Here is a 26,520-nt window from a genome sequence, read left to right on the forward strand (position 1 = left end):
GCAAAGTACGTGCCTTATTTGGGAGTTTGTAAATAAGTATAGCCACTTAAACAGGCTTCGTAGAAGTCTGTCCATTTAACCCCTTCACGCGGTTTAATATTTCCAGCAGCAACTTGCTTGTCGATGGTTTTTTTCACATCAATCGCCATTGCACTTGGATGATACTGCATGATAGATAAAACCTGTTCAACAGTAGAGCCTTGGATAATCTCTTCAATATAAAAATCTTCTGGGTCATCATCGTGGCTGAACACATGCACTTCATTTAAACGACCAAATAAATTATGCATATCACCCATAACATCTTGGTATGCGCCAGTTAAGAACAAACCTAAATAACATTTTTCGCCTTGCTTTAGTTCAGGCAGTGGCAATATATTGGTGATGTTATGATCAACCACAAAGCGGTCTATCTTACCGTCACTATCACAGGTAATATCAACCAATGAACAATTTTTTGCAGGCGGTTTATCAAGGCCTACCAAAGGCACTACAGGTAACAATTGTCCAATAGCCCAGCTGTCTACAGCTGACTGGAAAATAGAAAAATTACATAGGTACTGTGAGGACAAAGCATAATCGAGATCTTGCATGTCTTCAGGTACAAAGTCAGCTTTTTGATAGTAGTCGTTTACAAAGCGAAGGACCTGCCAATATAGGGTCTCTATTTTGGCTAGCTCTTCCATACTGATGACACGCAGCTTAAAGGCTTGTGACGCTTGTTCTTTCCACTGTGAAGCATCGTTAAACGCTTCTTGATAGCTGTGATGGGTCGCTAAGGAGTTATGCAAGTCTCGCATATTTCTAAGCAAAATATGTTCGTTTTCTGCTGCGCTGGTATCGATATCAACGCCCTCTGGTTTTATTTCGCCAACGACCTCGGTAATAACGCAGCTGTGATGGGCTGTTAACGCACGGCCGCTCTCAGAAACAATATGCGGATGGGGAACACCTTCAAGATCGCACATTTCACGCAAACCATACACAACATCCGCTACATATTCGCGTAGGCTATAATTTCGTGAAGAATCATTGGTAGAACGGCTGCCATCATAGTCAATACCAAGTCCGCCGCCTACATCAACATATTCGAGTTTAAAGCCAAGCTTATGAAGCTCTGCATAAATACGCGCACTTTCATTTACAGCATCTTTAATGGCGCGAATATCGGGCAACTGACTACCAATATGAAAATGTAATAGTTTCAGCGTGTGTGCCATGCCCTCTGATTCAAGATAACGAGCCGCTTTGATGATTTCAGAAATGGTTAAGCCAAACTTAGCTCTGTCACCACTTGAGCCAACCCACCGGCCTTGGCCTTTGCTGCGCATTTTGCTACGAAGACCAACAATAGGTTCAATATCTAGTTCTTTACTAATTTTAACCAACAACAGCAGCTCACTGAACTTTTCGATAACCACCACCACTTTACGGCCTAGTTTACGACCTAAAAGCGCGAGTCGAATAAACTCTTCGTCTTTATAACCATTTAGGATGGTAAGCGAATTGGCGTTAGTATTGTAAGCAAGTACAGCCAGTAATTCGGGTTTTGAACCCGCTTCTAAACCAAAATCATAAGGGGCACCTGCATCAACAATTTCTTCAACGACTTCGCGCATCTGGTTGACCTTGATTGGGTAAACGCCATTATAGTTGCCATTGTAGTTGGCTTCACCAATCACTTCTTTGAAGGTTTCATTTAGACTAACTACCTGTGAACGCAATACGTCATGGAATCTGACAACCACAGGGAACTGAATGTTTTCTTCACTTATCTCTTGCAAAACTGATGCAAAATCAATATTCATATCTAATTGATTTTGATCAGGAATGACATGTATGTTGCCATTGCTACCGATTTTAAAATATCCACCGCCCCAACTCGACACGCCGTAAGTTCGTTCAGCGTCTGTAACGGACCAGTTTTCGGCACTATTCCATTGCTTTGGCGAATGCTCTAATGATTTCTTTGGCATTAAAAATAACCTTGTAGTGTAGCGATTTGAAAGACCTTGCTTAGCGAAGGCGAAACGAGAATGAGCTAGTAAGTATATCTGCCTATGCGTATAAACGAAATACTAATTTGGCCTTTTTAAAAGGCAGTGCAGGTACGCCTCATTAACTTTGTCCAAGATATATACCTTTATCTAATTGTAATAGTTTTTCATCGTGATATAACTATAAGGATGAAAGTAGATGAAGCAGTCGTTTTACATACATTTATTGTCCAATATTGCTTGTTGTCCTACTAACTACATTTAAACTGATTGCAAGCGATGAGCGCGCAAACGTTAACATGAAGCAAGGTTGAACAACACATGGAAAGCATGGATTCATCACCAAACGCACTGGACAAGCAAGCCCCATATAGAGTGATGGTGGTCGATGACAACGAAATTGAGCTAAAGCTCTATGCCAATGGTTTAGCGCAACATTTTACAATGATGTTTGCCAAATCTTCAAAAGAAGCATGGGACTTATTAAACAGGGCTCCTCTGCCTGATGCAATCATACTCGATATAATGATGCCCAACGAAGACGGCCTCGCCTTATGCGATAGAATTAAAGAAAATCAATTCACTCGTGATATTCCGATTATATTTATCTCGGCGCTATCGGGGCCAACAATTAAGTCGCAGGCGTTTGAAATTGGCGGTGCTGACTTTGTTACCAAGCCACCAATGGTGACCGAATTAGTTGCCAGAATAAAACGCCATATTAGCGTTTACCGAAAAACAAAGCGCTTAGAATCCCTTATTTATATCGATCCACTTACCCACTTACCCAATGCGAGTAAGTTTAAAGAAGTATTGAAGCAAGAGTGGTCAAGGTGCGCCCGCTATTGGCATCATCTAGCGCTATTGTTAATCCGCATTGATAATATGCAGCAATTTAAGCAAGAATACGGCAAAGATGAATATTACAGCCTTACCGCCTCAATCGCTGATAACCTATGTTCCGTTGGGGGAAGACCTGGTGACTTATTTGCGTCTTTAGGCAACGACGTTTTCGCATTGCTACTATCTGATTGCAGTAATCGTGGCGCGAGCTTAAAGGCCGAAGAGGTCATGACCCGCTTTAACAATCCAAACTCTATTGTTAACCAACAAGTTAATGCGCGCCACATTACCTGCACGATTGGACAGGCAGTAGCAGCACCTGCTGGCGGTGGTGAACCAGAACAGCTATTTGAAATGGCTGATGACTTGCTATTTGAAGCTCAACAAAGAGGAACTGGCCAGATTTACAGGAATGAAGAGATTCTTGGCGTTGACGGCCTAAACCCTGAAGACAATTAAAATCTTAAGATGGCAAGGAATAGCTGACTAATAACTATCGTACAAAAAGTGTATAAAAAGCTGACACAAAAAAAGGTTGCCGTACTAGACGGCAACCTTTATATAAGTATTTTGCGTTAGCAAATAATTACTTACGGCTTCTTCTTACGCCAGCGAAAGCTAAAAGACCTAGGCCTAATAGAGCTACGTGAGCAGGAGCAGATACTGGAACAGTTACGTCAGAGTATGTGTATACAACTGAAACTAAACCACCAGCAGAAGTGTTAAATGCGCTTGTAAGGTTACCAGCACCAGTTGATGAACTTGTAGCAGTTGCATCAAATGAGAAAGTAGACATGCCAACACCGCTGAAGAATGCTAGTGTACCAGCGTCCATAAAGGTCGCTTCTTCGTATTGGTTAGCAGTCAAATCTAACCAGCTCATACCAGAAGTTCCACCGAAATCTAAAACACCATCATAAGCAGTAGCATTGAAAGTGTTAGATACACTTGGGATAGTAACAACTAGCGTGTTCATCATTGCGTCAGCAAGAGTAAGAACAGCTTCAAGCTTAGTAACGATAGTCGCAGCTTCTGCGTCTCTACTTTCAACTTCAGCTGAACCGAAGATGCTTCCGTCGATAGAAAAAGTTACTGACTCAAGAACGCGAGTGCCGCCCATTGTATCGAACTTTTGCAAATCAACAGTAGTAGTAAAGTTAGTAGTAGCAACGGCTACAGTATCGCTAAACGTTAGAGTAGCAGCATTTGTGAAACCCGCCGCACATAAAAGTGTAGCTCCACATAAAATTTTCTTCAACATAGTATATTCCTTATTTTTTTTCATGGTAATGAACTCAAGTCAGCTAGGTTAGCAAACAATCATCGATTCATTACGGCTTAGGAAAGCAATTATCGAGCCAAAAATATTTCGCTAGGTTTTTCAGCAAGATAGCATAGGACATTAAGAGATGTTTATAGATGTGTAAAAAATCCTGACACTCAGCCTATAAATGGAGCTCTGAAAAGCTGCCTAAAGGGCAATTATTTTTTGCACGCGAATGCCCATTTTGCAAGGTGTTTAGCATTGTTGTGTGTTGTACAGTATGATGCTAATAAACACGACTTTATTGAAGGTGTAAAAGTGTAAATATCCTAATTTAGATGAACTTTTATCCCTTTATTTTGCCCTAAATCCAGAAAGTAAGTGTCGCGTAAACAAACCAAAGACGCCTCAAATTAAGGACCAAACATGCCATTATTTCTGCAAATTCTACTACTCCCCTTGGTCTTTATTAGTAGCGTCTTTACATTCATTTTTGGCAATTTTTCGTGGTCAAGGCCAGCGTGGCTCTCATATCTTATTAGGCTTGCAAAGCATAGCCCGCTAAAATTGATAAGTTTGCTGCTACTATGCGCAATTGCAAGTGTCTCAGGGTACAAGATATACGAGTATTACCAGAGCTTGCCAACGCCAATCTTAGTTGATGCAGTAATTACACCTCCCAATGTATTTTACGAGAGCGAAAATGGCGAAAAAACCGGACGCGGACCACTGCTTGTAGAATTTGTGTATAACTCATCAACAATGAACGCGAAAGAAGCTCCACAAGCGATAGCTGAAACTCGCTTAGCGCCTTCTCATACTACAATGCGAGCAGATTTCCCCTCTGTAGCACCTATAGAATTGGTAGGTGAGCAAGTACTCAATGGGATCACGATGCATCCAGCCAAGGCCGGCATTTGGACTTGGCAAGACGATCGTACACTTTCATTTACACCCGAGACACCATGGCCCGCAGGACAAGAGTACGAAGTAAACTTTGCGCCATCTGTATTTGAAACCAAAGAAAGCTTTAGTGATGATGCGTATCGTTTTTCTACGCAAGCACTAAAAGGACAAATTGAATACAGCGAATTTAGCCTGAGCCTTGACGATAACCTGAAGCAGGTTTTCTTCGAAATGAGCTTTAACTATCCTATAGACATAAATAGCGTTGAAAGAGCGCTCACAATGGCCTATCAGTTAGACGATAACGAGCTAGGTGAATCCCAAAAATATAGCCTAAGTGTTAGCGACGATTCGACGTTTATTAGCGCAATAGCGGCGATCGATAATTTACCCGACCAGCCTCGTATCATTGAAGTTGAAGTAGATGCTGGTGTAAAAAGCCTGTATGGCGGTGAAACAACTAATGAGAAATACGCGAGCAAAATAGTCGTACCCGATGTTTATAGTTACTTGAAGCTAGAGCAATCAGGTATTGAAGTATTACGTTCACCTGAAAATGAGCCTGAACAATTTATATTGCTTAGTTTTAGCGACCTCATCTCACGCAGTGAAATACTAGATAAATTTAGCCTCTATTTATTACCCAATAAGCAGCTTGAAAAAGACGCTCAGCACTCGCGTGTCAAACATTGGCAAAGTCCAAGAGAGATAAACAGCAATGTGCTAGAGGAAGCACAAAAAGTCGATTTTGTACTTATGCCAAATGCCGAAGCAAACAGTCATCATTATCAAATGAAAATTGACGTAGAACCTGGTCGACAACTTTATTTCAAAGTAGCACCAGGCTTACGTTCAGCCAATGGCTTTATACAACGTACTTTTGTTGACAACATTGTCACTGTTCCACCCTATCCACAAGAAGTCATCATTGCTGGTGAAGGCTCGGTATTGACTCATTCCACCGAACACCGACTGGCTTTTTCAACCCGCGGTATAAGTGATGTAAAAGTCAGTATTGGTAAAGTTAAAGATGGCCAGTTATACCATTTAGTTTCACAAACCCAAGGTGATATTAGCAAGCCTGACTTCTACAATTGGCGCTTTAATGAAAACAATTTGGCTGAGTTTAGCAGTCAATTTATAAAAATGAATAATAATAGGGGCGACTTAAAAACAGCGAGCTACGCCTCTGTGGATTTAAACAAGCTAATAAATAAAGAGGAAGCTGGCTTAGGCCTCTTTTTCGTTGAGATAAAAGCATGGGACACGCGCTATGACCGCGAGATTTACAATGTGGGTGACAAGTTACTCGTGCTAATTACTGACTTGGGCTTAATAGTCAAACGCAGTCAAAATAACAGCCAAGATATATTTGTACAATCTATTGCCACCGGGCAGCCAGTGCAAAACGCCCTTGTAGAACTTGTGGCCAAAAACGGGACGACCTTATTTAGTAAAAGGAGCGATGGCAGAGGCCATGTTACCTTCCCTTCCGCGCAAGGATATAAGCGTGAAAACGAGCCGGTTGTATACATCGTCAAGCAACAAAATGACGTCTCGTTCATTCCTTACAACCGTTATACCCGGCAAATAAACTATTCTCGCTTTGACGTGGGCGGAGAGTACGCTTATAACAGTAAAAATGAAGGCGTAAACGCTTATATGTTTACTGATAGAGGTATTTACCGACCTGGCGAAACAGTCAATATGGGCATGATCGTAAAAGGTAAAAACCTACAAAACCTAAATAGCATTCCCCTTGAACTAGTTGTGCGCGATCCGCAATACAATGAAGTGTATAGCGAAAAAATCACCTTATCCAAATTTGGCTTTATGGAAGCTAAACTTAACACGCAAAAAAGCTTTAAAACCGGAGCCTATAATGCCAGTTTACATCTTATAAGTGATAACAGTAGACGTACTCGCGACCGCCTAGTTGGTTCACTCAGCTTTAGCGTAGAAGAGTTTCAAGCTGACACTATGTCAATGACAAGTAAGGTCGTAAACCTGCCGCGCAAAGGATGGTTTACCGGATCCACCTTAATTAACGAACTCAAAATACAAAACTTGTTTGGCGTACCTGCGCAAGGCCGCAAAGTCACCAGCGAACTGACGTTAAGCCCCATGCAATTTCGTTTTGAAGATTATAATGACGTACAGTTTTATTCGCATCAAGAGCAAAATGACAGTAATGATGGTTTAAAGCGCATTGAACAAAGCCTGCCAGAATTAGTCAGTGACGCAGACGGTCAAGCAACCCTTGAGATAGACTTAAGCAATTATAGCAAAGGAAGTTATCGCTTAAACATACAAAGCGAAGGCTATGAAGCCTCTGGCGGACGCTCTGTAGGCGTTAACACTAGTATTTTGTATTCGCCCTCGCCCTATTTGCTTGGTTATAAGAGTGATGGAAAACTCAATTTCATCAATATGAATAGCCCTCGCAATCTCGACATTATTGCCATAAATAATACCTTAGAGGCGATTTCACTTGAGCGCTTGCGACTTCGGTTAAGCCAAGTGCAAAGTATTTCTACGCTCGTACAACAATATAACGGGCGCTATCAATATGAGAGCATCGAGAAACGCGAAGTTATAAAAGAAGGTGCTTTCTCGTTAGCGGCAGATTTTAACACTGTTAGCTTAGAGACAAGCAAAGCCGGTAATTTCGTACTTGAGATCCTAAACGAAAACAATGAGGTCGTGCTCAGCACTAACTACACCGTAGTTGGCGCTAGCAACGACAGCGGCCAGTTAGAAAAAAGTGCCGAATTAAAAGTTGTGTTAGATAAAGCGGATTATCAAGCAGGTGACACCATTGAACTGAGTATTCAAGCACCTTACGCTGGCAGTGGTCTAATTAGTATTGAAAGCGATAAGTTACATGCATTTACATGGTTCAAAAGCACAACTAAAAGTAGTCTTCAGCGCATTAGCATTCCGAAAAATTTAGAGGGCAACGCCTATGTAAACGTTGCCTTCGTGCGCGATGTGGCCTCTAAAGAGATATTTACGAGTCCGTTGAGCTACGCGGTAGTTCCCTTTTCTATTGACCGTTCAAAACGTAATTTAGCGCTTGAGTTGGAGGTTGAGAAAGTCGTCCAGCCCGGTAAACCCATGACCATCGACCTCAATGTGTCTGAAGATGCAAAAGTAGCAGTGTTTGCGGTAGACGTAGGTATTTTACAGGTAGCTAAATACCGCACGCCAGATCCACTGGCGCACTTCTTTAAAAAACGAGCTTTGAACGTACAAACCATGCAAATACTCGATTTAATCCTGCCCGACTTTGCGCTTACGCAAATGCTGTCTGGCGCGGGTGGCGACATGTTTGCCGATCGCGCACAAGCCGAAATGATGATGTCGCAAATGTCAAAAAGCAGAGCCCGTTCACAAAACCCCTTTGAAAGAAAAGTTAAAGATCCTGCGGTGTTTTGGTCGGGGGTGGTCGATGCAACAAAAGGTAATAATACTTACACATTTAATGTCCCTGATGACTTCGCCGGTGCCCTGCGCGTTATGGCTATTGCAGTAGGCGAGCAAAGTATGGGGCGAAGCGAAGAAAACACGCTTGTTCGTGGTCCATTTGTGATAAGCCCAAATGTACTCAATCAAGCCGCACCTTCAGACGAGTTTGACATCAGTGTTAGTGTCGCCAATTTAGTTGAAAACTCGCCCCAAAATGCCCTTGTCAATGTCAGCTTAAGTTCATCGCCTCATTTGAGCATCATTGGTGAAAATAGCGGCCAACTAAGATTAAACGAAAACCAAGAAGATGTATTACGTTTTAGGGTGAAAGCGAATCAGCTACTTGGCGCAGCCAAGATTACTATCAAGGTAAATATGACCGATGCAGAAGGTAAAACTTGGCAATCAGCCATTAGTGAAAGCTTAAGCATACGCCCTGCGATGCCGTTTGAAGTCAATATTACGACCGGTGTAAACAATGATGGCACGCTCAGCCTACAAACGCCGCTAAGGCTGTTTCAAGCGCAATCTCAGCAAATGATCAAGGCTTCAACAAGTCCATTAGTTATTACCGAGGGCCTAAGTGCTTATTTAGCAGAATATCCCCACGGCTGCACCGAACAAATTGTGAGTCAGGTCTTCCCCTTAGTTGGTTTATCGAGTATTCCTCAATATGCACCTAGCAACGAGAAAGTAGCCGAACATTTTACTGAGGTCATCGATAAATTAAGGCAGCGACAATCTTATGATGGCGGTTTTTCATATTGGTCGGGCATAGACAATGATCTTGATACCACGATTTATGTCATGCATTTTTTAATGGAAGCCCAAGCACTTAACTTTGCGGTGCCTCAAGACATGCTAGATAGCGGTTTGCGCTATTTACAAGAAAGCGCCCAAGCTTATGTTAGTGAATCGAGACAAAATAGCACTTATTCTTTGCTTGAGCTTCGCCGCCGCGCAAAAATGATTTATTTGTTGACGTCAAGTGGCGTGCTAACGAGTAATTTGCTTATCGATTTGGTCGGCGTATTAGATAAACAACATGAAAATAAGTGGCACAAAGATATACTCAGCGCGTATGTAAGTGCTAGCTATAGCCTAATGCAACAAAGCGCCAAAGCCAATGCACTCATTAAGCACTATGACCTAAGTGAAAAAGCACAACAAGTAGACCAAGCTTTCGCCGGCTTAGCACCGCGCACAAGCTTAGATGCACAGTATTTATTGCTTCTTGCGAAGCATTTCCCAGAGCAACTTAAGGAACTTTCAAAACAGGCCTTCTTGAACATTACCCAAAGTATTTATAAAGGCCAATATAACACGGTATCAGCAGCCTACAGCATGCTGGCCTTAGGCGCATATCACCAAGCAGTCAATAGTGCGATTAATAAAAATGCGGGCGATAACCAAGCGCATGAATTACTTGAAGCCTTAGATAAACAGATTAGTTTTAGCGCTAGCATCGGCCAATCAAAATCCCCCTTGATGTAAGCTATAGACCCTTTGCCAGCGCACTTTATCCAACGGATACTGAGCAAATACATGTAACTATGCCAACCGATGTCTTGGCAAAAGCTGGTGGTCTGTATTATGTAAACATGCAAGCAGGTTATCAAACGAAAATACCAAGTGAAGCAAGTATTAATGGTATCGAGATTCAACGCGCCTTTATAAATGAAAATGGCGAAGTCACCAATAGCGCTTCGCAAGGTGATGAACTTACCGTTAGATTAAGAGTGCGGGCCACACAGCAACAAAATATCGCGAACGTCGCCATCGTCGATTTATTGCCCGGAGGTTTTGAGGTCATCCGCGAATCGCTTAATAGGCGCAGCGGACGCTGGCAGTCTGACTATGTCGATATTCGTGAAGACCGCATCGTTTTTTATGGCAATGTTGATAAACAAATGCGAGAAATAAGCTACAAGGTGAAGGTCACCGCGGCTGGCACATTCACGATCCCGGCAAGTTTTGCTGAAGCGATGTATGATCGTAGCGTAAGCGGCATGTCAAAAGCGGGAAGTATCAAGGTGACAGAAGCTGACTAGTCATAGCGAAGCTAAGGTCTTGTTAAAGCGCGCATACTCGCAACTAACACGGCGTTTTAAGATTGTCGTTTTCGCATGCCTGGTGCTGAGTATAGGCGCTATTGTCTACCTCTTGCTGCCAAAACCTGAGCTATTTAGCTATCAAAGCTATTCGCAGGTGGTATATGATCGCGAAGGCCAGTTGCTCAGGCTTTCCTTGGCCCAAGATGACCGTTACCGCCTGTATACGCCAATCAGTAACATAGCGGACAATATTCAAGAAGCGACGATTCTTTACGAAGACCAAGATTTTTATGAACATTCTGGCGTCGACTACAGCGCACTATTAAGAGCATTTTGGCAAACCTATGTGCTAAAAGAACGTCGCATCGGCGCATCAACTATTGTTATGCAGCTTGCTCGCTTACGTTGGAATATTCCGTCAAATACGCCTAGCGGTAAGCTCATCCAAATTTTTCGTGCGCTTCAACTATCACGTCACTATAACAAGCAGCAACTGTTAGAAGCTTATTTAAATTTAGCCCCTTACGGTGGAAACATTGAAGGCATAGGGGCAGCAAGCCTTGTTTATTTCAATAAACCAGCATCAACACTTAGCTTAAGTGAAGCGATGACACTAGCGGTAGTCCCGCAAAACCCGAGCAAACGTAACCCATCCAAAGCAAAGGGCCTCTTGGAAATACAAGATGCAAAGAAGCGCCTAGGTGAACGCTGGCTAGAAAAATATCCAAAGGACAAGGATGAACTAGCACTTAACGCACTCCCCTTAGCCGTGCGTAAAAGCACAGACCTGCCTTACCATGCCCCTCATTTTGTAGATTATCTACTTGCGCAACAGGCACTAAAAAAACAACAAGTCATAAAAGGAAGCATTGAGCTAAAAATTCAATCGCGTTTAGAACAGATCTTACAAAGCTACATTTTACAAAATAAGAGCAAAGGATTTAAAAACGCGAGTGCATTACTCCTCAATTACAAAAGCATGCAGATTGAAGCCATGATCGGATCGGCTGACTTTTATAACAACAGTATTCATGGGCAGGTTAACGGCACGCTTGCTAAGCGCTCGCCAGGCTCAACACTAAAACCCTTTGTGTACGCGCTTGCCCTTGATGCTGGCTTAATTCACCCTATGAGCATGCTCAAAGACTTGCCTCATAAATATGCAGGTTTCTCACCAGAGAATTTTGGCAGAGGCTTTGTGGGGCCAATTTCGGCCCAAGATGCGCTTATCAAAAGCCGTAATGTACCCGCGGTTGAACTTCAACACCAGTTGATTCAACAGCAGGTAAATAATAAACAGACGCTGACTTTCTATGATTTCCTTGTCAATGCCGGAGTATCTGAATTAAAGGACGCAGATTTTTATGGCTTAGCGCTCGCCTTAGGCGGCGTTGAAGTCAGTATGTTAGAAATAGCGAGCCTATATGCCACAATAGCTAATTTAGGTGAAAAAAGAGAGATAGTAAGTAGTTACTCACAAAATAATAAGGTCGATGTGACTTTACGCAAACAAGCGCATTCAATGCTGAGTCCTGAAGCGGCTTTTTTAGTTTTTGATATGCTAAGTAAAAATCCACGACCAAACGCAATCAGTTCAATCGCGACAGCTAGCAAACAAAAAATAAAGCAAAAGGTCGCGTGGAAAACTGGTACTTCTTGGGCATTTCGAGATGCTTGGGCTGTCGCGATAAGCGGGGACTATGTGCTAGCAGTTTGGATTGGAAACTTTGAGGGCGAAGGCAACAATGCGTTTATAGGCAGAACGGCGGCAGGCCCTCTGCTATTCAATTTGCTTGATGTTATTACACAATACAAGCCAAGTTCCAATCCTGAAAATGCGCTTGAAGACGCGTTCCAATTGACCCCTTTTCCCGCAACATCCTTACAAGCATTAAATCTGAAACGGGTAGCAATTTGCAAAAACACCGGTGATTTATACGAAGCTGAGTGCCCAGAAAAAAGCACATCTCTTTTTATTCCGGGCGTTTCTCCCATCAAAAGTACGAATATTTACCGCAGCGTATGGGTAGACAACGACACGGGTTTTAGACAGTGTGACACCCTGCATCAAAACGCAACGAAGAAAGTATATGCATTTTGGCCCTCAGACTTTCAAAACTTGTTTTCCAAAGCCGGCATTCATTTCGAAAAGCCGCCGAAATTTGCGCCCGAATGTAAATTAGACAAGGTGCCTATTATCGGTCAAGCACCCCTTATTAGCTCGCCCCAAGCGCAGTTAAACTATGTCGTGCAAGATAGCCTTAGTAAGGTTGTTGCTATTCCCCTAATAGCAAACGCTGACGCCGAATCGAGCTATTTATATTGGTTTGCAAATGGCGAATATATTGCAAGTAGCGATCTTACTGCAACAGGTGATGGTGCGCCCGTTATCTGGTATGCGCCCCCGGGAACACATGAGGTGCACGTAAGTGACGATTTAGGTAGAAGCGCGTCACTTCGCGTAAATGTACAAGCCGTGAGATAAGAATAAGCGTCGTGTACCACAATAAGTAAATAGTAAGTCTCAACATCTTTTCATGCACTTTTCACTCAAGAATATGCAAAAAAATGCGATAAATACTTATCGATTCTTTATTTACGTTGCGACAAAATCATGTTCATCATTTCTGGAAAGTTAACCTTAGCTCAATATTTTATCATTATGCTTTTTTCTACCATTGCTTTGGTATCGGTCACCGTCGCGTCATACCTATTGCCTTATGATAAAACGACAGTTGCTTTATTGATGATGATTTTATCTATTCTATCTATTGGATCTAGCGCTAAAATTATTGACCTAACGGCGAATACAAAAGAATTTTAAGGCACGAGTGCTTCAACAAGCGTTCTCAAACTCTACCAAGCTCTTAGCTTGTGTCCTTTGAGCGCATAAAACAAAATAAAACTATAACAGGGTATCATCATCCAATAGGCGCCCTGGCTAGAAAAGCTCTGCGCAAAATACCCATAACACACCGGGAGTATTGCCCCGCCAGAAATGCCCATGATCAACAACGCCGAGCCGCGCGCTGTTAATCTGTTAAGCCCTTCAAGCGCCAAAGGCCAAACCGCCGGCCACACCATCGCGTTGGCAAAACCGAGAGTCGCAACTAAAGCAACACTATTAGGTAGTTCAGGTAGTCCCGTCCATGCCCACAATAACTGTGAAATAATGGTAGATTGACTGTCAGCAAAAACAATACAAAGACTGATTAAAATTCCAAAGATAGCGGAGCTTGCCAATGCTTGGGCCTGTGAAAGAAAGCGAGGAATAAGGACTAATCCGCACAAATAGCCAAACACCATAAACGCCATGGTATATGACGTGAGTGAAGTCGCATTTGCTACGCCTAGCTGAGAACCAAATAGGCCAATAGTATCCCCCGCAATAACTTCAACCCCCACGTAAAAAAATAGGGTTACCACCCCAAGTATTAGCTGCGGAAAAGCCCATACCGATTTATCGTTATCTACATCGCCTTCACGCGCAGGCAAAGCAAGCTCAGGCAAAGAAGAAAACCTAAGTAACATGCCCAATATCACTAGCAATAGCGCCATATAGGTATAAGGCGTCACCAGCGCGTTAGCTAAGATATAAATTTTCTCTTGCTTTGCAAATTCGGGCAAAGTTTCCATATATTGCACATTGACGTTGGAGAAATCGCTCAGCACCATAGTCGTGAAGATAATAGGAGACAAAAAACCCGCAAATTTATTCAATATACCCATTATTGAAATCCGTACCGCAGCAGTTTCACTTGGCCCTATCTTAACGATGTAGGGATTTGACGCGGTTTGCAAAATAGTTAAGCCCGTGCCTACTGTAAATTGTGCAACGAGAAAGACCCAGAATGCTTGTGAAAGCGCAGCAGGAATAAATAACAAACAGCCAAAAGCAATGGCGCCCAGTCCCAGAGCCATGCCGTTTTTATAACCTGTTTTGTCGAGGACCCAAGACATGGGTAATGCCATAACAACATAGGCAATATAAAAAGCGAAAGCAATGAATAAAGCCTGTGCTTCGGTCAATTCGCAAACGATTTGTAAATAAGGGATTAGTGCGCCATTTAACCAAGTAATAAAACCAAACAAGAAAAACAGCAGGCCAATAATTGTCATTGGCACAAAACTGCTAGTTTTCGTTTGCTTATCTGTTATTTGGCTGTCTAACATGCAATACCTCTTAACGATTAAATCCACACTTCACTACATAGTTAGATCACTTTTAGCCAGCGTCGTAATCCAAACTTTTATCGCCTCACTAAAAGTATGTAAACACAAAGGTGACCTGAGCACAATTGCCACGCCTGCATTTTTAGCTTAGGCTGTGTGCCAAAGCGACCACACTTAGTAGCATTAAAAAATTATGCATATTAGTACACTCAAATACATTCTTACCTTTGTCGTCATCAACTTCGCGGCCTTAGCAATAGGCAGCATGGCAACAACCGAGGCAGTCAACGGTCCGTGGTACCAAGGCTTAAACAAAGCTCCTTGGACCCCACCTGGCTGGGTTTTTGGGGCAGCCTGGACCATGATTATGGCTCTTTACGCGGTATTTATGGGCTTTGCTTATAAGGCTGTAAGCCAACGAAAAAAGCTCATCATCTTATTTGCTATTCAATGGATATTAAACGTTGCTTGGAATCCAATTTTCTTCGTTTTTCACCAAACGTTATTTGCTTTTGTGGTCATAAGCGCACTTTTCGCGCTTGTAAGCTACTTTCTATTTGCTTATAGCGCCATTCTAAAAAGCAAAGCCTTACTCGTATTGCCTTATTTTGTTTGGTTGTTAATTGCGGCGTCATTAAATCTTTACGTTGTCATCTACAATTAGCGCTAATGGCTAGCGCATTTTCAGCAGCAAAAACGAGAGTCAGAAAGCGAGCTCTTGCGCTGACGCGACTGTCATATTTTGCCGAATATAGGTACACTAGGTTTTTACTGTTAGATGTGTCTTACCATGGTTAAACCCTTTCACTATTCAACCCGTTATAAACTAGACAAGAGCCACTTCAGCGAAACCTTCGATGAATCAATATCCACTAATGCTAGTATCTCGGAATATAAAAAAGCGATAGTATTATTACTGCTAGGCTTTGCTATTTTATACTTTAGCGATCTCAACCCTTACGGTGCTTGGTTTATCGTGATATTGGGCTGTGTTGACGCTTGTAGCGTCTATTTTAAAAAACCATGGTGGCTAGCTCGGCAAATGATTAGCGAGGCTGCGAATGTTGAACTTACCCTTACTATCGATGACAAGGGCGTAAATAGTAAATCATTCTCGGTAGACACGACACTGCTTTGGGATGACCTTTCCGCAATAGAACAAACAAAACAGGGTTGGTTGCTTTACCACAAGGGTGGCAGGAACTATTTGTCACGTCGCTGCTTGTCAGAGGGTGCGAACGACTTTATCGCATCACAAGCCAAACAACTTTGTGTAAAGAATGATTAGGCAATTGACCTAAATCACTAAACTCGTGCGTAATAGTAATTATCATTAATACAAAAATTACTTCAAGCATTGAAAAATAAAAGGTAACGAAATGAAAATATTTATAAGCATATTGACTGCTATTACGCTTTTTTGCACAGCGCCATTTTTGGCCTCACAAGCCTGGGCAAAAGATGAAGTGAAATATCAACAATTTGAAAGTGATGTGCAGTTAATTGATGTTCGTAGCGACGCAGAATGGCAAGCGGGTCATCACCCCGATGCCATACATCTCCCCCACACCAACATTTTAGATGGCGAAGGATTTCAAGATTTAGATAAAACCAAGCCCGTTGCCCTGTATTGTCGTTCGGGCGGTCGCGCTGGGCGAGCGAAAGATTTTTTAGAATCCCAAGGGTTTACAAATGTAACGAACCTAGGCGGCATTTCTGATTTGATCATTGAAGAAAAGAGTGCAGACGCTGACACCAAAAATTAGTGTTTAACAAAGGTCCGCACTAGTGCTTAATTTACCTTAGAAACTTCGCTATGGGACTTAAGCACTACATCGCCGTCTTCTTGCGTAATCTCATAAGCAGGAGACTGCGATGTGGCTTCTCTTGTCACCTCAGTCCCTTTTATCGTCTTAGTAACATCTTCTGTGTAGCGCCCTGTAACTTTGCCCTGAGCTTTCCCTTTTCCCCACTTCCACTCTACTTTGGTGTTTATTGCAAATCCATTCATCATTCACTCGTTATTTATTGATTGTTGATAATACTTAACATAGCAAACTTGAAGCCAGAATAAAAAGCAGTGCCTAAATAAAATTAAGTAACTGTTTTAAATTAAGAAAATTGATGACTCATTTGCCGTTGGTAAAGAGCTTAAAACCCCATGTTCGCGAATAATCGGAGTATTTTACAAAAGCAGCGCTCAAGCGTGTAAAACTTGCAAAAGGTCAGAAGCAATTTCCTATACCTTTGTCTTACTAAGGCTAGCAACTGGGTACTTAAGCCCCACAGTCTTGCACTAGCAAACCCCGCTATATAAGGACTTAGTATATGCACTTAGCTTTGATAGCTGCCAGGCTATGTTGTGAAAAATACTTTGGCACCACTTATGCATTTCCTTATCTAAACAGTAGAAGCATGCAAACTTCTGCGTTAAAAAATCCCAAAGGTTAAAAGGAGAATAAACATGAGTAAACAAATCACTCAACAAATGTGGGAAACGATGGCAGATAGCCCTTATCTTATGATGTCGCTTAAATCGTCATCACAACACAGCGAACCAATGCGAGCGCAATTGGACGAAGATGCCAACGGACGTTTTTGGTTTTACACAACAAAAGAAAACAGAATCGCTGCTGGCGGAGAGGCTATGGCGCAATTTGTAGGACCAGATCATAAGCTGTTTGCCTGTATTTCTGGACACCTCGTTGAAGAAACTGACCCTGCAGTTATCGATAAATATTGGTCACCAGCAGTAGCTGCTTGGTACAAAGATGGCAAGGAAGATGAGTCTCTTAAAATGATGCGCTTTGAGCTGATTGATGCAGAAATTTGGTCAGTGGATCCTAGCATCGCTGGCATGCTTAAATTATCTACAGGTGCAACGCTACAACCCGATGAAATGGGTGAGCATGATAAAGTCAGTTTTTAACTGACTTTATCAATTATTGCTTAACAATCGGCCTATCGATTCTCTAATCGATTAAAATCTAGGTAGGCAGCCTCATTAGGATAATACTCGCTAAAGTAAGTGTGCAAATTATCTGCGAAGTCCCAAAAACGTGGATGACTTCGCCGGATACCAAAGCGATCTAAGAGCCTAGTGTAATCTTCAGCCGTTTTCATAGACGCTAATTGAGTCGCAAAGCTGTCTACTTCACCCTCTTCTATACGCAAAAATGCGTTGGGGTGAGAGGTCATAAAGCCACTTGATATGGTCACGGTATCCTCTTCAAATAAGCGCCGTTCTTGCTCGCCAAATAAATGTGAAATATTGCTGTGGGCGCTGTGTCGTAGCATAGTGTATATGTGACGCTCGTTTGAAGATTCTCGGTAAACTTCGATTAGTGTCGATTCGGGCAACAAGAAAAGGCCACGGCCCACCAACTTATTAATCCTCTCAAAGCTTGACAGTAGCGAGGGCGCTTGAAATCCAGAATCCTTTAAGTGTTTGCGACTTTGTACATCTGCAACCTTGTCTTGGATAAGAGCGTAAAGCTCTGTGAGAGGCTCACTTGTCTTGTATTCAATATCGCTGCTTATTTGACTTTCATTGGCTTGGTAAACAAAATCTTCGACCTTACTTACCGAGCCCCGATACCACTTCTTTCGGGTTGCTTTTTGTGCTTTTTGAGGCAAAAAAGATAAGAAGTTGAATTCGCCTTCCATTCGCAAAAAATCCATATACATGCGACTGTTTAACTGATGCCCTACATTCCCGTAAACATCGTAACCGGCCACCAATAAATAGTGAATCCTCTCAAACAACGGGTATGTTAATATCCATGCGGTCTGTGGACGGTTGCCAACAAGGCCTTTAACGACGCTTGCTGCATCACTGTGGCGAAAAACCGTTAATGCCAAATTATCATTCGTGCCTTCACCGTCCCACAAGAGGTCTAAAGTAATCTCAACGCTATCATCGATGCTTGTATCTATAAATTCAGACTTTGCCTGTAAATACTTACGTTCTTGCTTAGCATATTTAATCCACGCTGTTGGCAATGCATTACTCTGCTCCTCAGCGGGCAATGATATATTTTGTAAAGCGTCTTGCAAAAATTGGTTATTGCTTTCGGCTGAGGCTACACGTGGGTCTGCAAAAAGCACCCAAAAATGGTCATTAATTACGTTAAGCGCCATTTGCCCGCGACAAACCGGGCCTTTGATAAATTGCATTATGGTATTTTGCGATTCGTCCAACATATAGCGATATCGCGAATCTACCGGTAACTGTGCAAAAGTGATAAAGGGGTTTGATGCTTCTTCAGGCAGGTAGGAAGGTAAAAATTCAACCGTATATTCAGGCTCTATAAACCACGTTTTCCATTTTTGCATTCTGTCAGCCGTTAACAGAAATGGCATATGTGATTTATGTACCAAGGTTTCTGTCACCGGGATAATGCGATAATAAACGCGCTTGACCTTCGGATCATCAAAAGGACGCCGAGTATAAATACCATCTACCGCCTTCCCTGGAGGACTAATTGAGCGCACCATCTTAAAAAACTGCGGCTTTGTTTGAGAAGTACTATTAGCATCGCCAAAGTCATCAAAATGTAAATTCACTAAAAACAAATGCTCAAAAACATAGCGACTCATTAGCTGGCTTTTTAAATCATCTTGGTTAAGAAATGCTTCCCAATGATCAATTTTTTTCAAGATGTCGTCACTCAAGACAAGTTCATCACCGCCCTTTGCCCCCTTAGCAATCCACAAGCTAAGGGTCTCGTGTTCTTCTTTTGTTAATTTTGGTAAGCCATACGGCATTCCCCAAAGCGGATAATCTTCTTTATAGCTTGTTAGCTCGTCTAGCTTAGGACATTGATATTCTCGATTTATCTCTAACGCAATCTCTTGTGGTAATAAGGCCTGCTTTGGTAAAGGCGAGGATTGTTTTAAAGCTAAAAGTTCAGCCATGACACTACTGGCGAGGTTTTCGTGTGCACCTGCAGGTGCGTCAGTCACTATCGGAAAAAAATCTTTGTCTCGCCACGTTTCAAGACTGTGCGCGTCCTCAAACAAGCGAGTTAAATTTGACTCAATCAAACGTTCTCCATCATACACTCTTGCCTTGTTTGCTCCTCTAGCAATCCCTTCGATGCTACCTAGTTTAAGCTGACATGGTGCGTCATAGCATGCATGGCATACCACACAGCGTTGGTCGAGGATGGGTTTAACCTGCTTTCGAAAGTCTATAGGTAAAGAATCTAATTGAGGTGGTAATGTTTGTTGAGCCGCGATGGGTTTTGTCGCAAGTGCGGTGTCAGAATCAACAAAATAGACAGCTGTTATTCCAATAATGACGAGCAGTAACAAGACCGCCTTTGATACTTTGTTCATGAAAATCCATGTTTGTGCTGGTAAGCCATGCTACCTTGATTATAGGGTTATGAAGTTCGGCATTTGCGAGAACTTGGCGTATATTATCAAGAAATTATACGGTAACGTAATCAAACTTCCTAATTAAGCAACAAGCGTATTTGTAAACCTTTCACACATTTTACTTTTTGTTTATTCTAAAATATTGTTACGCTGTTGTTTTCGATGAAGTTTAGTTAACAAGCACTTGGTTCGGCTCTTGCAAAACAAGCGATGAGTTCTAAAAATCCTAAAATAAAGAAAGGAATAATAACGTGTTTATCATCAAGTATTATCTTGGGGGCGCAATTGCGTCACTCGCGCTAGCAATACTCTTACCTCATTGGTATTTCTCATTTGTGTTTGTATGGCTAGCTATATCCCTGCTAATTGTCAGTATTGCCTATATTTTTGATGTTCCAGGTGTGTTCAGAAAACAAATGGATGGCTCAATACCATTTTATGTAATGTGGCTTTTGTTGCCCTTCTTTTTAGGTGTACAGCTATACAATAGCTGGGCTAGACGAAATGACTCTGTGCCAGCAATACAAGAAATTGCACCCAATTTATTTCTTGGTTGTCGCTTGTTTCCATCAGACATCGACCATTTAGAAAACAGTGGCGTCTGCGCTATTTTAGATGCCACGTCAGAATTTAGCGGACTAAATTGGAGTGCCCATGACAGCAATTTAGCTTACTTAAATGTCCCTATTCTTGACCATTCAAGCCCACATCGAGAAGATCTCAACGAAGCGGTCAATTGGATGTCGCATCATATAGATAATGGCAGGGGCGTAGTCGTGCATTGCGCGCTCGGCAGGGGGCGTTCGGTTTTAATTGTCGCAGCTTATCTACTTGCTTCTGGCAAGTTTGACTCGGTAGACGAGGCCCTTTCCTTCATTAATAAGATAAGAGGTACGGCGCAATTAAACAGTGGACAATACAAAAAACTCTGTAAGCTTCACAAACAAAATGCATGGCAAAAAAAGTCTGCCGTTTTAATGATAGCAAACCCCGTATCGGGAGGCGGCAAGTGGAAGCAGTTTAAAGACGAAATTGAACAAAGGCTTTCTAGGCAATATAAACTTGACTGTGAATTAACGACTAAATCGAAAACGGCAAAAGATATTGCCCTGGCAAACAGGCATAAAAACTACTTCATGATCATTGCGTGTGGCGGAGATGGCACCGTTAATGAAGTCGCCAGCGCTTTAATCGATACTCAAACCGTTATGGCTATTATCCCCCTAGGGACTACAAATGCTCTTGCTCATGTACTGATGGGAAACAAGAGTAAACTCAGTCCTGTCGAAGTCGCCTGCGATGACATACTAAGCGGTGACAGTAGAGCGATTGACACCGCAATTTGTAACGATGATATTTTCTTGCTCTTAGCGGGCATAGGCTTTGAGCAGCAAATGATTGCATCGGCCGACAGACAAAACAAAGATGAAGCGGGCGAGTTCGCTTATTTAGAGGGATTGAGTACTGCTTTTGGCCAAAATGAAGCAAGAGAATACGAAATCACCATCGATGACAACGAGCCTCAGAAAATAAATGCGAGCAGTATTGTTGTGGCAAATGCAGCCCCCTTTTCTACCATATTGGCGCAAGGATCAGGAGCGCCAAATCCAACCGATGGAAAACTCGATTTGACGATTTTAGATACCCAAGAAAGTTTAGCCCTCCCCCTACTATCGTTAGTCTCTCGAGGTATTAATGGGCGCGTCGACCAAAGCGCTGAAACCGATGGTCTACAAAGTAGGCACTTGGAAAAAATAAAAATAGAGAGTGATGGTCCAATAGACTACGCAATTGACGGTGAGGTTCGACAAGCAAAAACAATCAATATCAGTATTAATAGCAAATCGCTACAGGTTGCGCATAAACAACAAGTATGAAGTAATTGAGACAATACTGCGCCGCGCTTTATAACAAACGTCAGTCGCTAAGGTAGGACCTTTGTGACCTTTTTATTTGGAAACAAACAATGAAGATGAAAATCGAACCTTTACTCGAAGCTATTCGAGCCAATTTTTGGTTTGTACCCACGGTGATGATTATTCTTACCTTGTTTATGGCCATTTTTACGATTTGGATAGATGCCTCACGTTTCGCTAGCGTCGATACCCTATTTCCGATTCTATATAGTAGTGATGTAGAAGCCATTCGTTCACTCTTAGGCACCATTGCTGCTGCGATGATCACAGTGACAAGTATTGCATTTTCTATCACCATCGTTGCGCTAACACTCGCCTCATCGCAATTTGGTCCACGACTCATGCGAAACTTCATGAAAGACCGAACAACACAAATTGTACTAGGAGTTTTCATCTCCACTTTTCTGTACTGTATTTTTATCTTCTGCGCCATCAGCTTAGAAGCACCTTACAAATTTACACCGGGCATAAGCGTACTATGGGCGATTTCAATGACCTGTGTTTGCATCGGCTTTTTAATTCACTTTATTCACCACGTTTCAATATCGATTCAAGCAGATTCAGTCATTGAAGATGTTTATTGTGAACTTAAACAAAGTATCGAAAAACTTTTTCCAAATAACATTCCTAGCGCTAATGAAATGCTTCCTTCTGAGGGCAATGTGGGAAAGGGTGAATATTCGAGTTGTGAACAATTGCGCTGTGAACATTCGGGCTATGTACAATTAATCGATTTACCCGCTTTGATAGCAAAACTAGTTACTTTAGATATGCAAGTAAAGCTTCATTTTTCACCTGGTGATTATGTTGTTAAAGGAGATGTATTTGGTGACCTTTATGCGAGCAAAGCTATTGATGAAGAGCATAAAAATGGGCTGAAAAAACACTTTATGCTTGGCTCTCAGCGGACTCCTGTGCAAGATCCAGAATTTGCTGTTGGGCAGCTCGTAGAAGTTGCCGTAAGGGCGCTTTCACCCGGTATAAACGACCCTTTCACTGCGATCACCTGTGTAGATAAATTAAGCTCTGCAATGAGTAATTTGTGCGCAAAACAGTTCCCTAATGTTATCTGGCAAGACGAGCAACAAGTGGTCAGAGTGGAATGTAAGTCTATTACTTTTGCGGCTATTGCTAACGCCGCTTTTGATCAAATTAGGCAACATGCGTTCAATGATACCGCGGTCACCATAAGGCTGCTAGAAGCGTTAAAATCAATAGCGTTAAGAGCCAACAAAGACGAACACTATGACTTTGTGTTTCAGCAAACCGATATGATTGAGGAGAGGCAAAGCTCACGTAAGGTTTCGAGCTTGGATGCCTTGGCAATAAAACAAAGAATTCAAGCTGTAAGAAGTTATTTAGAACAAAGTAGCGCAGCTTAAGACGCTACTTTGTTCAGCACCCTATTTATTCGTGCTCGATCCATTCCCGTGACAATGAGTCACTTCTGAACGAACGATTGCGCCATAGTTGAGAATCAGTATCAAAGCCTCGGTTGCGCCATAACTGAGAGTCAGTATCAAAGGTTCTGTTACGCCACAACTGGGAGTCGATATCAAACGAGCGGTTGCGCCATAACTGCGAATCAGCGTTAAAGTTGCGATTTCTCCAAAGCTGTGAATTACTATCAAAACTCGTGTGATTCCACAGTTGTGATTCGCCATTAAATGAGGATTTCAGCCATGATTGTGATGCATCAAGCGATGACATTCTCCAGCGTTGTGACTCATCGGAATCTCCCGACCATTCTAGCCCTTCAATCCCTGGAATATAAAAATCAGTTTCGTTTTCATGCAGTCTCACAGGTCCAATATAATGTTCTTCACCCGATAAATCTTTGGCTATCGACATATCTGCGTTAGCGCAACCTGTGGCAGTGCTTTCTATGGCTGCCATGGCATCGACCAAGCCTGCACCTTGCTGAAAAATACTAAATGCTAATTGTCCATTTTCGGTGGTTGCCGCTTTCGCGGTTTCGATAAGGCGACACTTAATATCGTCAGGTGTAAGGCTTGGGTTAGCTTGCAACATAAGTGCAATTATACCTGTTGTAACCGCTGTTGATTGTGATGAACCTGACATTTCAAAATAATTATGTTCTTCAAGGCCAACATCTGTCTCAGTAATAACTTCTGATACCTCGCCGCTTATAGGATCGGTCACAGTTACGATGACTTCATGGACATCTTCAAAAACAGGATGAGATTTACGAACGAGGGTAAATTTATCCATTATTCCTTGGATATGACCACCTGGCGCGACTAACTCAGGTTTAACAAAGCCTTCGTAAGTTGGGCCTGCACTTGAGAAAGAAGCAACAAAATCATCGTTCATGTTGTTAGGTGTGTAATTATCTGAAATTGCGCCCACGGTAATTACGTAAGGGGTATTCCCAGGTACGCCTATTGTCATTGCATCTGGGCCACGGTTGCCCGCGGCAGCAACTACCGTAATACCCGCTTCCCACGCCTTCATTAGGGCTTGATTTAATGGATCATCCCAATAATATGAACTGGGTATAGCACTAAATGATAGATTCAGCACTTTAATGTTATGAACATCCTTATTCTCGACTACGTATTCTAAGGCGTTGAGTATGCTTTGGTAGCTTGATTGGCCTTGGTCATCAAAGGCTTTTACGACGACTAAATTAACATCAGGCGCTATACCATTGTAACCACCAAGGAAGTTACCGTCTTCATCAACACGCTCACTTGAGTTAGTAATAATACTGGCTAAATGCGTGCCATGTCCGTTTTCATCATTTTTCTTAACTTTCTTATCTTTCTTATCAGCTAGTGTTGAATCAAGAACATCTATTTGGGTAATATTGCGGCTTCCATTAGTCGCTGTTGATTTTATTTCAGCTAAATCCCTAAGGCCTGTATCGATAATAGCGACGGTTACTCCGTAACCGGTAATGCCTATTTCGTGAGCTAAATTTGCTTTCACGAGTTTAGGATAGCCAGTATCTCTTTCTTTACCCAATGCATAGCTAGTTGCAGGGATAACGACGTTATGAACGATATCATCAGGGTAAACGAGTGCCATTTGATAAGATTCGTTATTAAGCGCTGACAAATTCTCAAAGCCAATACGAATATTGATATTTTCTCCGCTTACGAGACCAATGGATTTAGTAAACTTTAGCTCCGTGTCACTTTTCGTTCTGAATGAAATATCACGGTCATTTATATTCAGTGAGCTTACGCTAAGATTGGCTTCGGGATAGCGTAATTTAATGCCTTTTAGCGTTCGCTGGTTAATATCTGATACATCAATAACCCAGGTTATTTCATTGCTGTCCTGTCGAAAGTCGATTTTTGCAGGAGCAACAGCCATTTCTGGGACGACTTCTTTAGCTGAGCTACCATCATCTGGAAGCGTCGTTGAACTAAGGCTGGTCTGCGAAAATTCAATCTGATAGTCACTTTGATTAGTCGTCTTTAATTTTGCAAAACTAACTTCAACTTTAAGCGCTTCGCCAGGGCTAAGCTCTACTTTTTCAGAATCCTGCAAAGTTATCGTGCCGTTGAGCGCTATCGTTTTAGCTGAAATTTTTGAACCGTTTACTGTAATAGACTTTATTTTTCTATTTTCACTTGGCATGTTTAAGTTTATTGAATCTATTAAGACTGTGTCACTACCAGAGTTAGATCCTTCCCAGATAGCGGTTCTTGCTTTCACGTTAAAGGTAATAAGCTGATCAGAATGCGAGGGTGTCACGCTTGAGACGTTGATACTTTGATCTTCAAAAAAACGAATCATAGGGTTCATTTTTTTGATTTCTGCTCTTTGCGAGTCCGATAGTTTGACCGATACCGCTTCAATCAATGAATACTCTTGCACGACGATGCCGCCAACGCTATTAACATCGTCTACAATAGTCGCCTTCTTTGCCCCTTGGAGAATATAATCAGAATAAACCTCGTTTGTGGGTTTGCTGTGAAATTTACTCACCAAGCCTATCCCCACTGCGATAACTACGCCCATCACTAAAATCTTTTTCATTGTTAACTTTACCTTAAATGCTAAAATACAGGTAATAAAACAAAATAAGTTAATCAAAACCAATTGTGCTTTACATAATGTTCTGATGTGATTAAGCAGTTATCATGCCAGTCTATTTTTCTGTCTAAACAGCTCTATTTGTGCTTTTTTCATGCAAAAAGCCTTTATATTTAAATAACGAACAAATATCTGAACTGGAATTAAATTTAGCCTTAAATATCGAATTAAAATAGTAACGTTTATGTTCATTATAATAATTTGGGAATTTGCTAAAGCGGCTTGCCCTTCTCAGGAATAATAGCCCAACATCGCTTGCAAATAATTTATTACTGCGAAGGTGGGGTCTTTATTGATACTGCGTGGTTTATCCCATACATAAAGGATGCTTTTGGGAGATCTCAGCCTGCGCTGAGATGACGGCGGGGGTGCTTTTGGGAGATCTCAGCCTGCGCTGAGATGACGGCGAGGATGCTTTTGGGAGATCTCAGCCTGCGCTGAGATCTCAG

The 26,520-nt window shown here is 42.1% G+C and carries 17 protein-coding genes; 11 read left to right on the plus strand and 6 right to left on the minus strand.

All coding sequences use genetic code 11. The features are described 5' to 3' along the window. Positions 1-14: 14 nt before the first annotated feature. The gene (gene speA, locus AC0L6H_RS01190; RefSeq protein ID WP_473392056.1) at positions 15-1,976 is read right to left on the minus strand and encodes a biosynthetic arginine decarboxylase; all 1,962 of its coding nucleotides are present in this window, start codon (positions 1,974-1,976) and stop codon (positions 15-17) included. A gap of 342 nt (positions 1,977-2,318) precedes the next feature. Here speA and AC0L6H_RS01195 point away from each other — a divergent pair, with 342 nt between their 5' ends. Continuing rightward, the gene (locus AC0L6H_RS01195; RefSeq protein ID WP_473392058.1) at positions 2,319-3,299 is read left to right on the plus strand and encodes a GGDEF domain-containing response regulator; all 981 of its coding nucleotides are present in this window, start codon (positions 2,319-2,321) and stop codon (positions 3,297-3,299) included. A gap of 127 nt (positions 3,300-3,426) precedes the next feature. Here AC0L6H_RS01195 and AC0L6H_RS01200 read toward each other — a convergent pair whose 3' ends face one another. Next, the gene (locus AC0L6H_RS01200) at positions 3,427-4,101 is read right to left on the minus strand and encodes a choice-of-anchor E domain-containing protein (protein WP_473392059.1); all 675 of its coding nucleotides are present in this window, start codon (positions 4,099-4,101) and stop codon (positions 3,427-3,429) included. A 642-nt stretch (positions 4,102-4,743) separates the two neighbouring features. Here AC0L6H_RS01200 and AC0L6H_RS01205 point away from each other — a divergent pair. From AC0L6H_RS01205 to AC0L6H_RS01220, 4 genes are all read left to right on the plus strand, one after another. Continuing rightward, positions 4,744-9,972 carry an alpha-2-macroglobulin family protein gene (locus tag AC0L6H_RS01205; protein ID WP_473392061.1) on the plus strand — a complete coding sequence of 1,743 codons (5,229 nt, stop codon included), beginning with the start codon at positions 4,744-4,746 and terminating at the stop codon, positions 9,970-9,972. Positions 9,973-10,031: 59 nt separating this feature from the next. After that, entirely contained in the window at positions 10,032-10,529 is a 498-nt protein-coding gene (locus AC0L6H_RS01210) for an alpha-2-macroglobulin family protein (RefSeq protein ID WP_473392062.1), read from the plus strand. A gap of 112 nt (positions 10,530-10,641) precedes the next feature. Next, positions 10,642-13,017, plus strand: coding sequence for a penicillin-binding protein 1C (gene pbpC / locus AC0L6H_RS01215; protein WP_473392064.1), 2,376 nt, complete (start codon positions 10,642-10,644; stop codon positions 13,015-13,017). Positions 13,018-13,146: 129 nt separating this feature from the next. Beyond that, positions 13,147-13,356 (plus strand): hypothetical protein, encoded by a 210-nt coding sequence (locus tag AC0L6H_RS01220; protein WP_473392065.1) that lies wholly within the window; start codon positions 13,147-13,149, stop codon positions 13,354-13,356. A 32-nt stretch (positions 13,357-13,388) separates the two neighbouring features. Here AC0L6H_RS01220 and AC0L6H_RS01225 read toward each other — a convergent pair whose 3' ends face one another. Then, the gene (locus tag AC0L6H_RS01225) at positions 13,389-14,705 is read right to left on the minus strand and encodes a sugar MFS transporter (RefSeq protein ID WP_473392067.1); all 1,317 of its coding nucleotides are present in this window, start codon (positions 14,703-14,705) and stop codon (positions 13,389-13,391) included. A gap of 193 nt (positions 14,706-14,898) precedes the next feature. On the opposite strand from AC0L6H_RS01225, the gene AC0L6H_RS01230 reads away from it, so the two are divergent. The 3 genes from AC0L6H_RS01230 to AC0L6H_RS01240 all read left to right on the plus strand — a co-directional run bounded on the left by AC0L6H_RS01230 (position 14,899) and on the right by AC0L6H_RS01240 (position 16,471). Beyond that, positions 14,899-15,369: a TspO/MBR family protein gene (locus AC0L6H_RS01230; RefSeq protein ID WP_473392070.1), complete on the plus strand. Its 471-nt coding sequence runs from the start codon at positions 14,899-14,901 to the stop codon at positions 15,367-15,369. Between the two features lie 126 nt (positions 15,370-15,495). Further along, positions 15,496-15,993 (plus strand): YcxB family protein, encoded by a 498-nt coding sequence (locus AC0L6H_RS01235; protein WP_473392072.1) that lies wholly within the window; start codon positions 15,496-15,498, stop codon positions 15,991-15,993. Positions 15,994-16,084: 91 nt separating this feature from the next. Continuing rightward, positions 16,085-16,471 carry a rhodanese-like domain-containing protein gene (locus AC0L6H_RS01240; RefSeq protein WP_473392073.1) on the plus strand — a complete coding sequence of 129 codons (387 nt, stop codon included), beginning with the start codon at positions 16,085-16,087 and terminating at the stop codon, positions 16,469-16,471. Between the two features lie 26 nt (positions 16,472-16,497). On the opposite strand, the gene AC0L6H_RS01245 is transcribed toward AC0L6H_RS01240, so the two are convergent. Further along, a complete protein-coding gene (locus AC0L6H_RS01245; RefSeq protein ID WP_473392074.1) occupies positions 16,498-16,719 on the minus strand; it encodes a hypervirulence associated TUDOR domain-containing protein in 222 nt (73 codons plus the stop codon). A gap of 450 nt (positions 16,720-17,169) precedes the next feature. On the opposite strand from AC0L6H_RS01245, the gene AC0L6H_RS01250 reads away from it, so the two are divergent. Continuing rightward, positions 17,170-17,634, plus strand: coding sequence for a pyridoxamine 5'-phosphate oxidase family protein (locus AC0L6H_RS01250; protein WP_473392076.1), 465 nt, complete (start codon positions 17,170-17,172; stop codon positions 17,632-17,634). A gap of 32 nt (positions 17,635-17,666) precedes the next feature. On the opposite strand, the gene AC0L6H_RS01255 is transcribed toward AC0L6H_RS01250, so the two are convergent. Next, positions 17,667-20,045: a fatty acid cis/trans isomerase gene (locus AC0L6H_RS01255; RefSeq protein WP_473392077.1), complete on the minus strand. Its 2,379-nt coding sequence runs from the start codon at positions 20,043-20,045 to the stop codon at positions 17,667-17,669. A 293-nt stretch (positions 20,046-20,338) separates the two neighbouring features. On the opposite strand from AC0L6H_RS01255, the gene AC0L6H_RS01260 reads away from it, so the two are divergent. Next, positions 20,339-21,964, plus strand: a complete 1,626-nt coding sequence (locus AC0L6H_RS01260; RefSeq protein WP_473392079.1) for a diacylglycerol kinase family protein — start codon at positions 20,339-20,341, stop codon at positions 21,962-21,964. An 89-nt stretch (positions 21,965-22,053) separates the two neighbouring features. Continuing rightward, entirely contained in the window at positions 22,054-23,385 is a 1,332-nt protein-coding gene (locus AC0L6H_RS01265; protein ID WP_473392080.1) for a DUF2254 domain-containing protein, read from the plus strand. A gap of 25 nt (positions 23,386-23,410) precedes the next feature. Here the strand turns inward: AC0L6H_RS01265 and AC0L6H_RS01270 are convergent, their stop codons facing one another. Next, positions 23,411-26,014 carry a S8 family peptidase gene (locus tag AC0L6H_RS01270; RefSeq protein WP_473392081.1) on the minus strand — a complete coding sequence of 868 codons (2,604 nt, stop codon included), beginning with the start codon at positions 26,012-26,014 and terminating at the stop codon, positions 23,411-23,413. Positions 26,015-26,520 lie beyond the last annotated feature (506 nt).

The organism is Glaciecola sp. G7-5 (genome assembly GCF_055808975.1).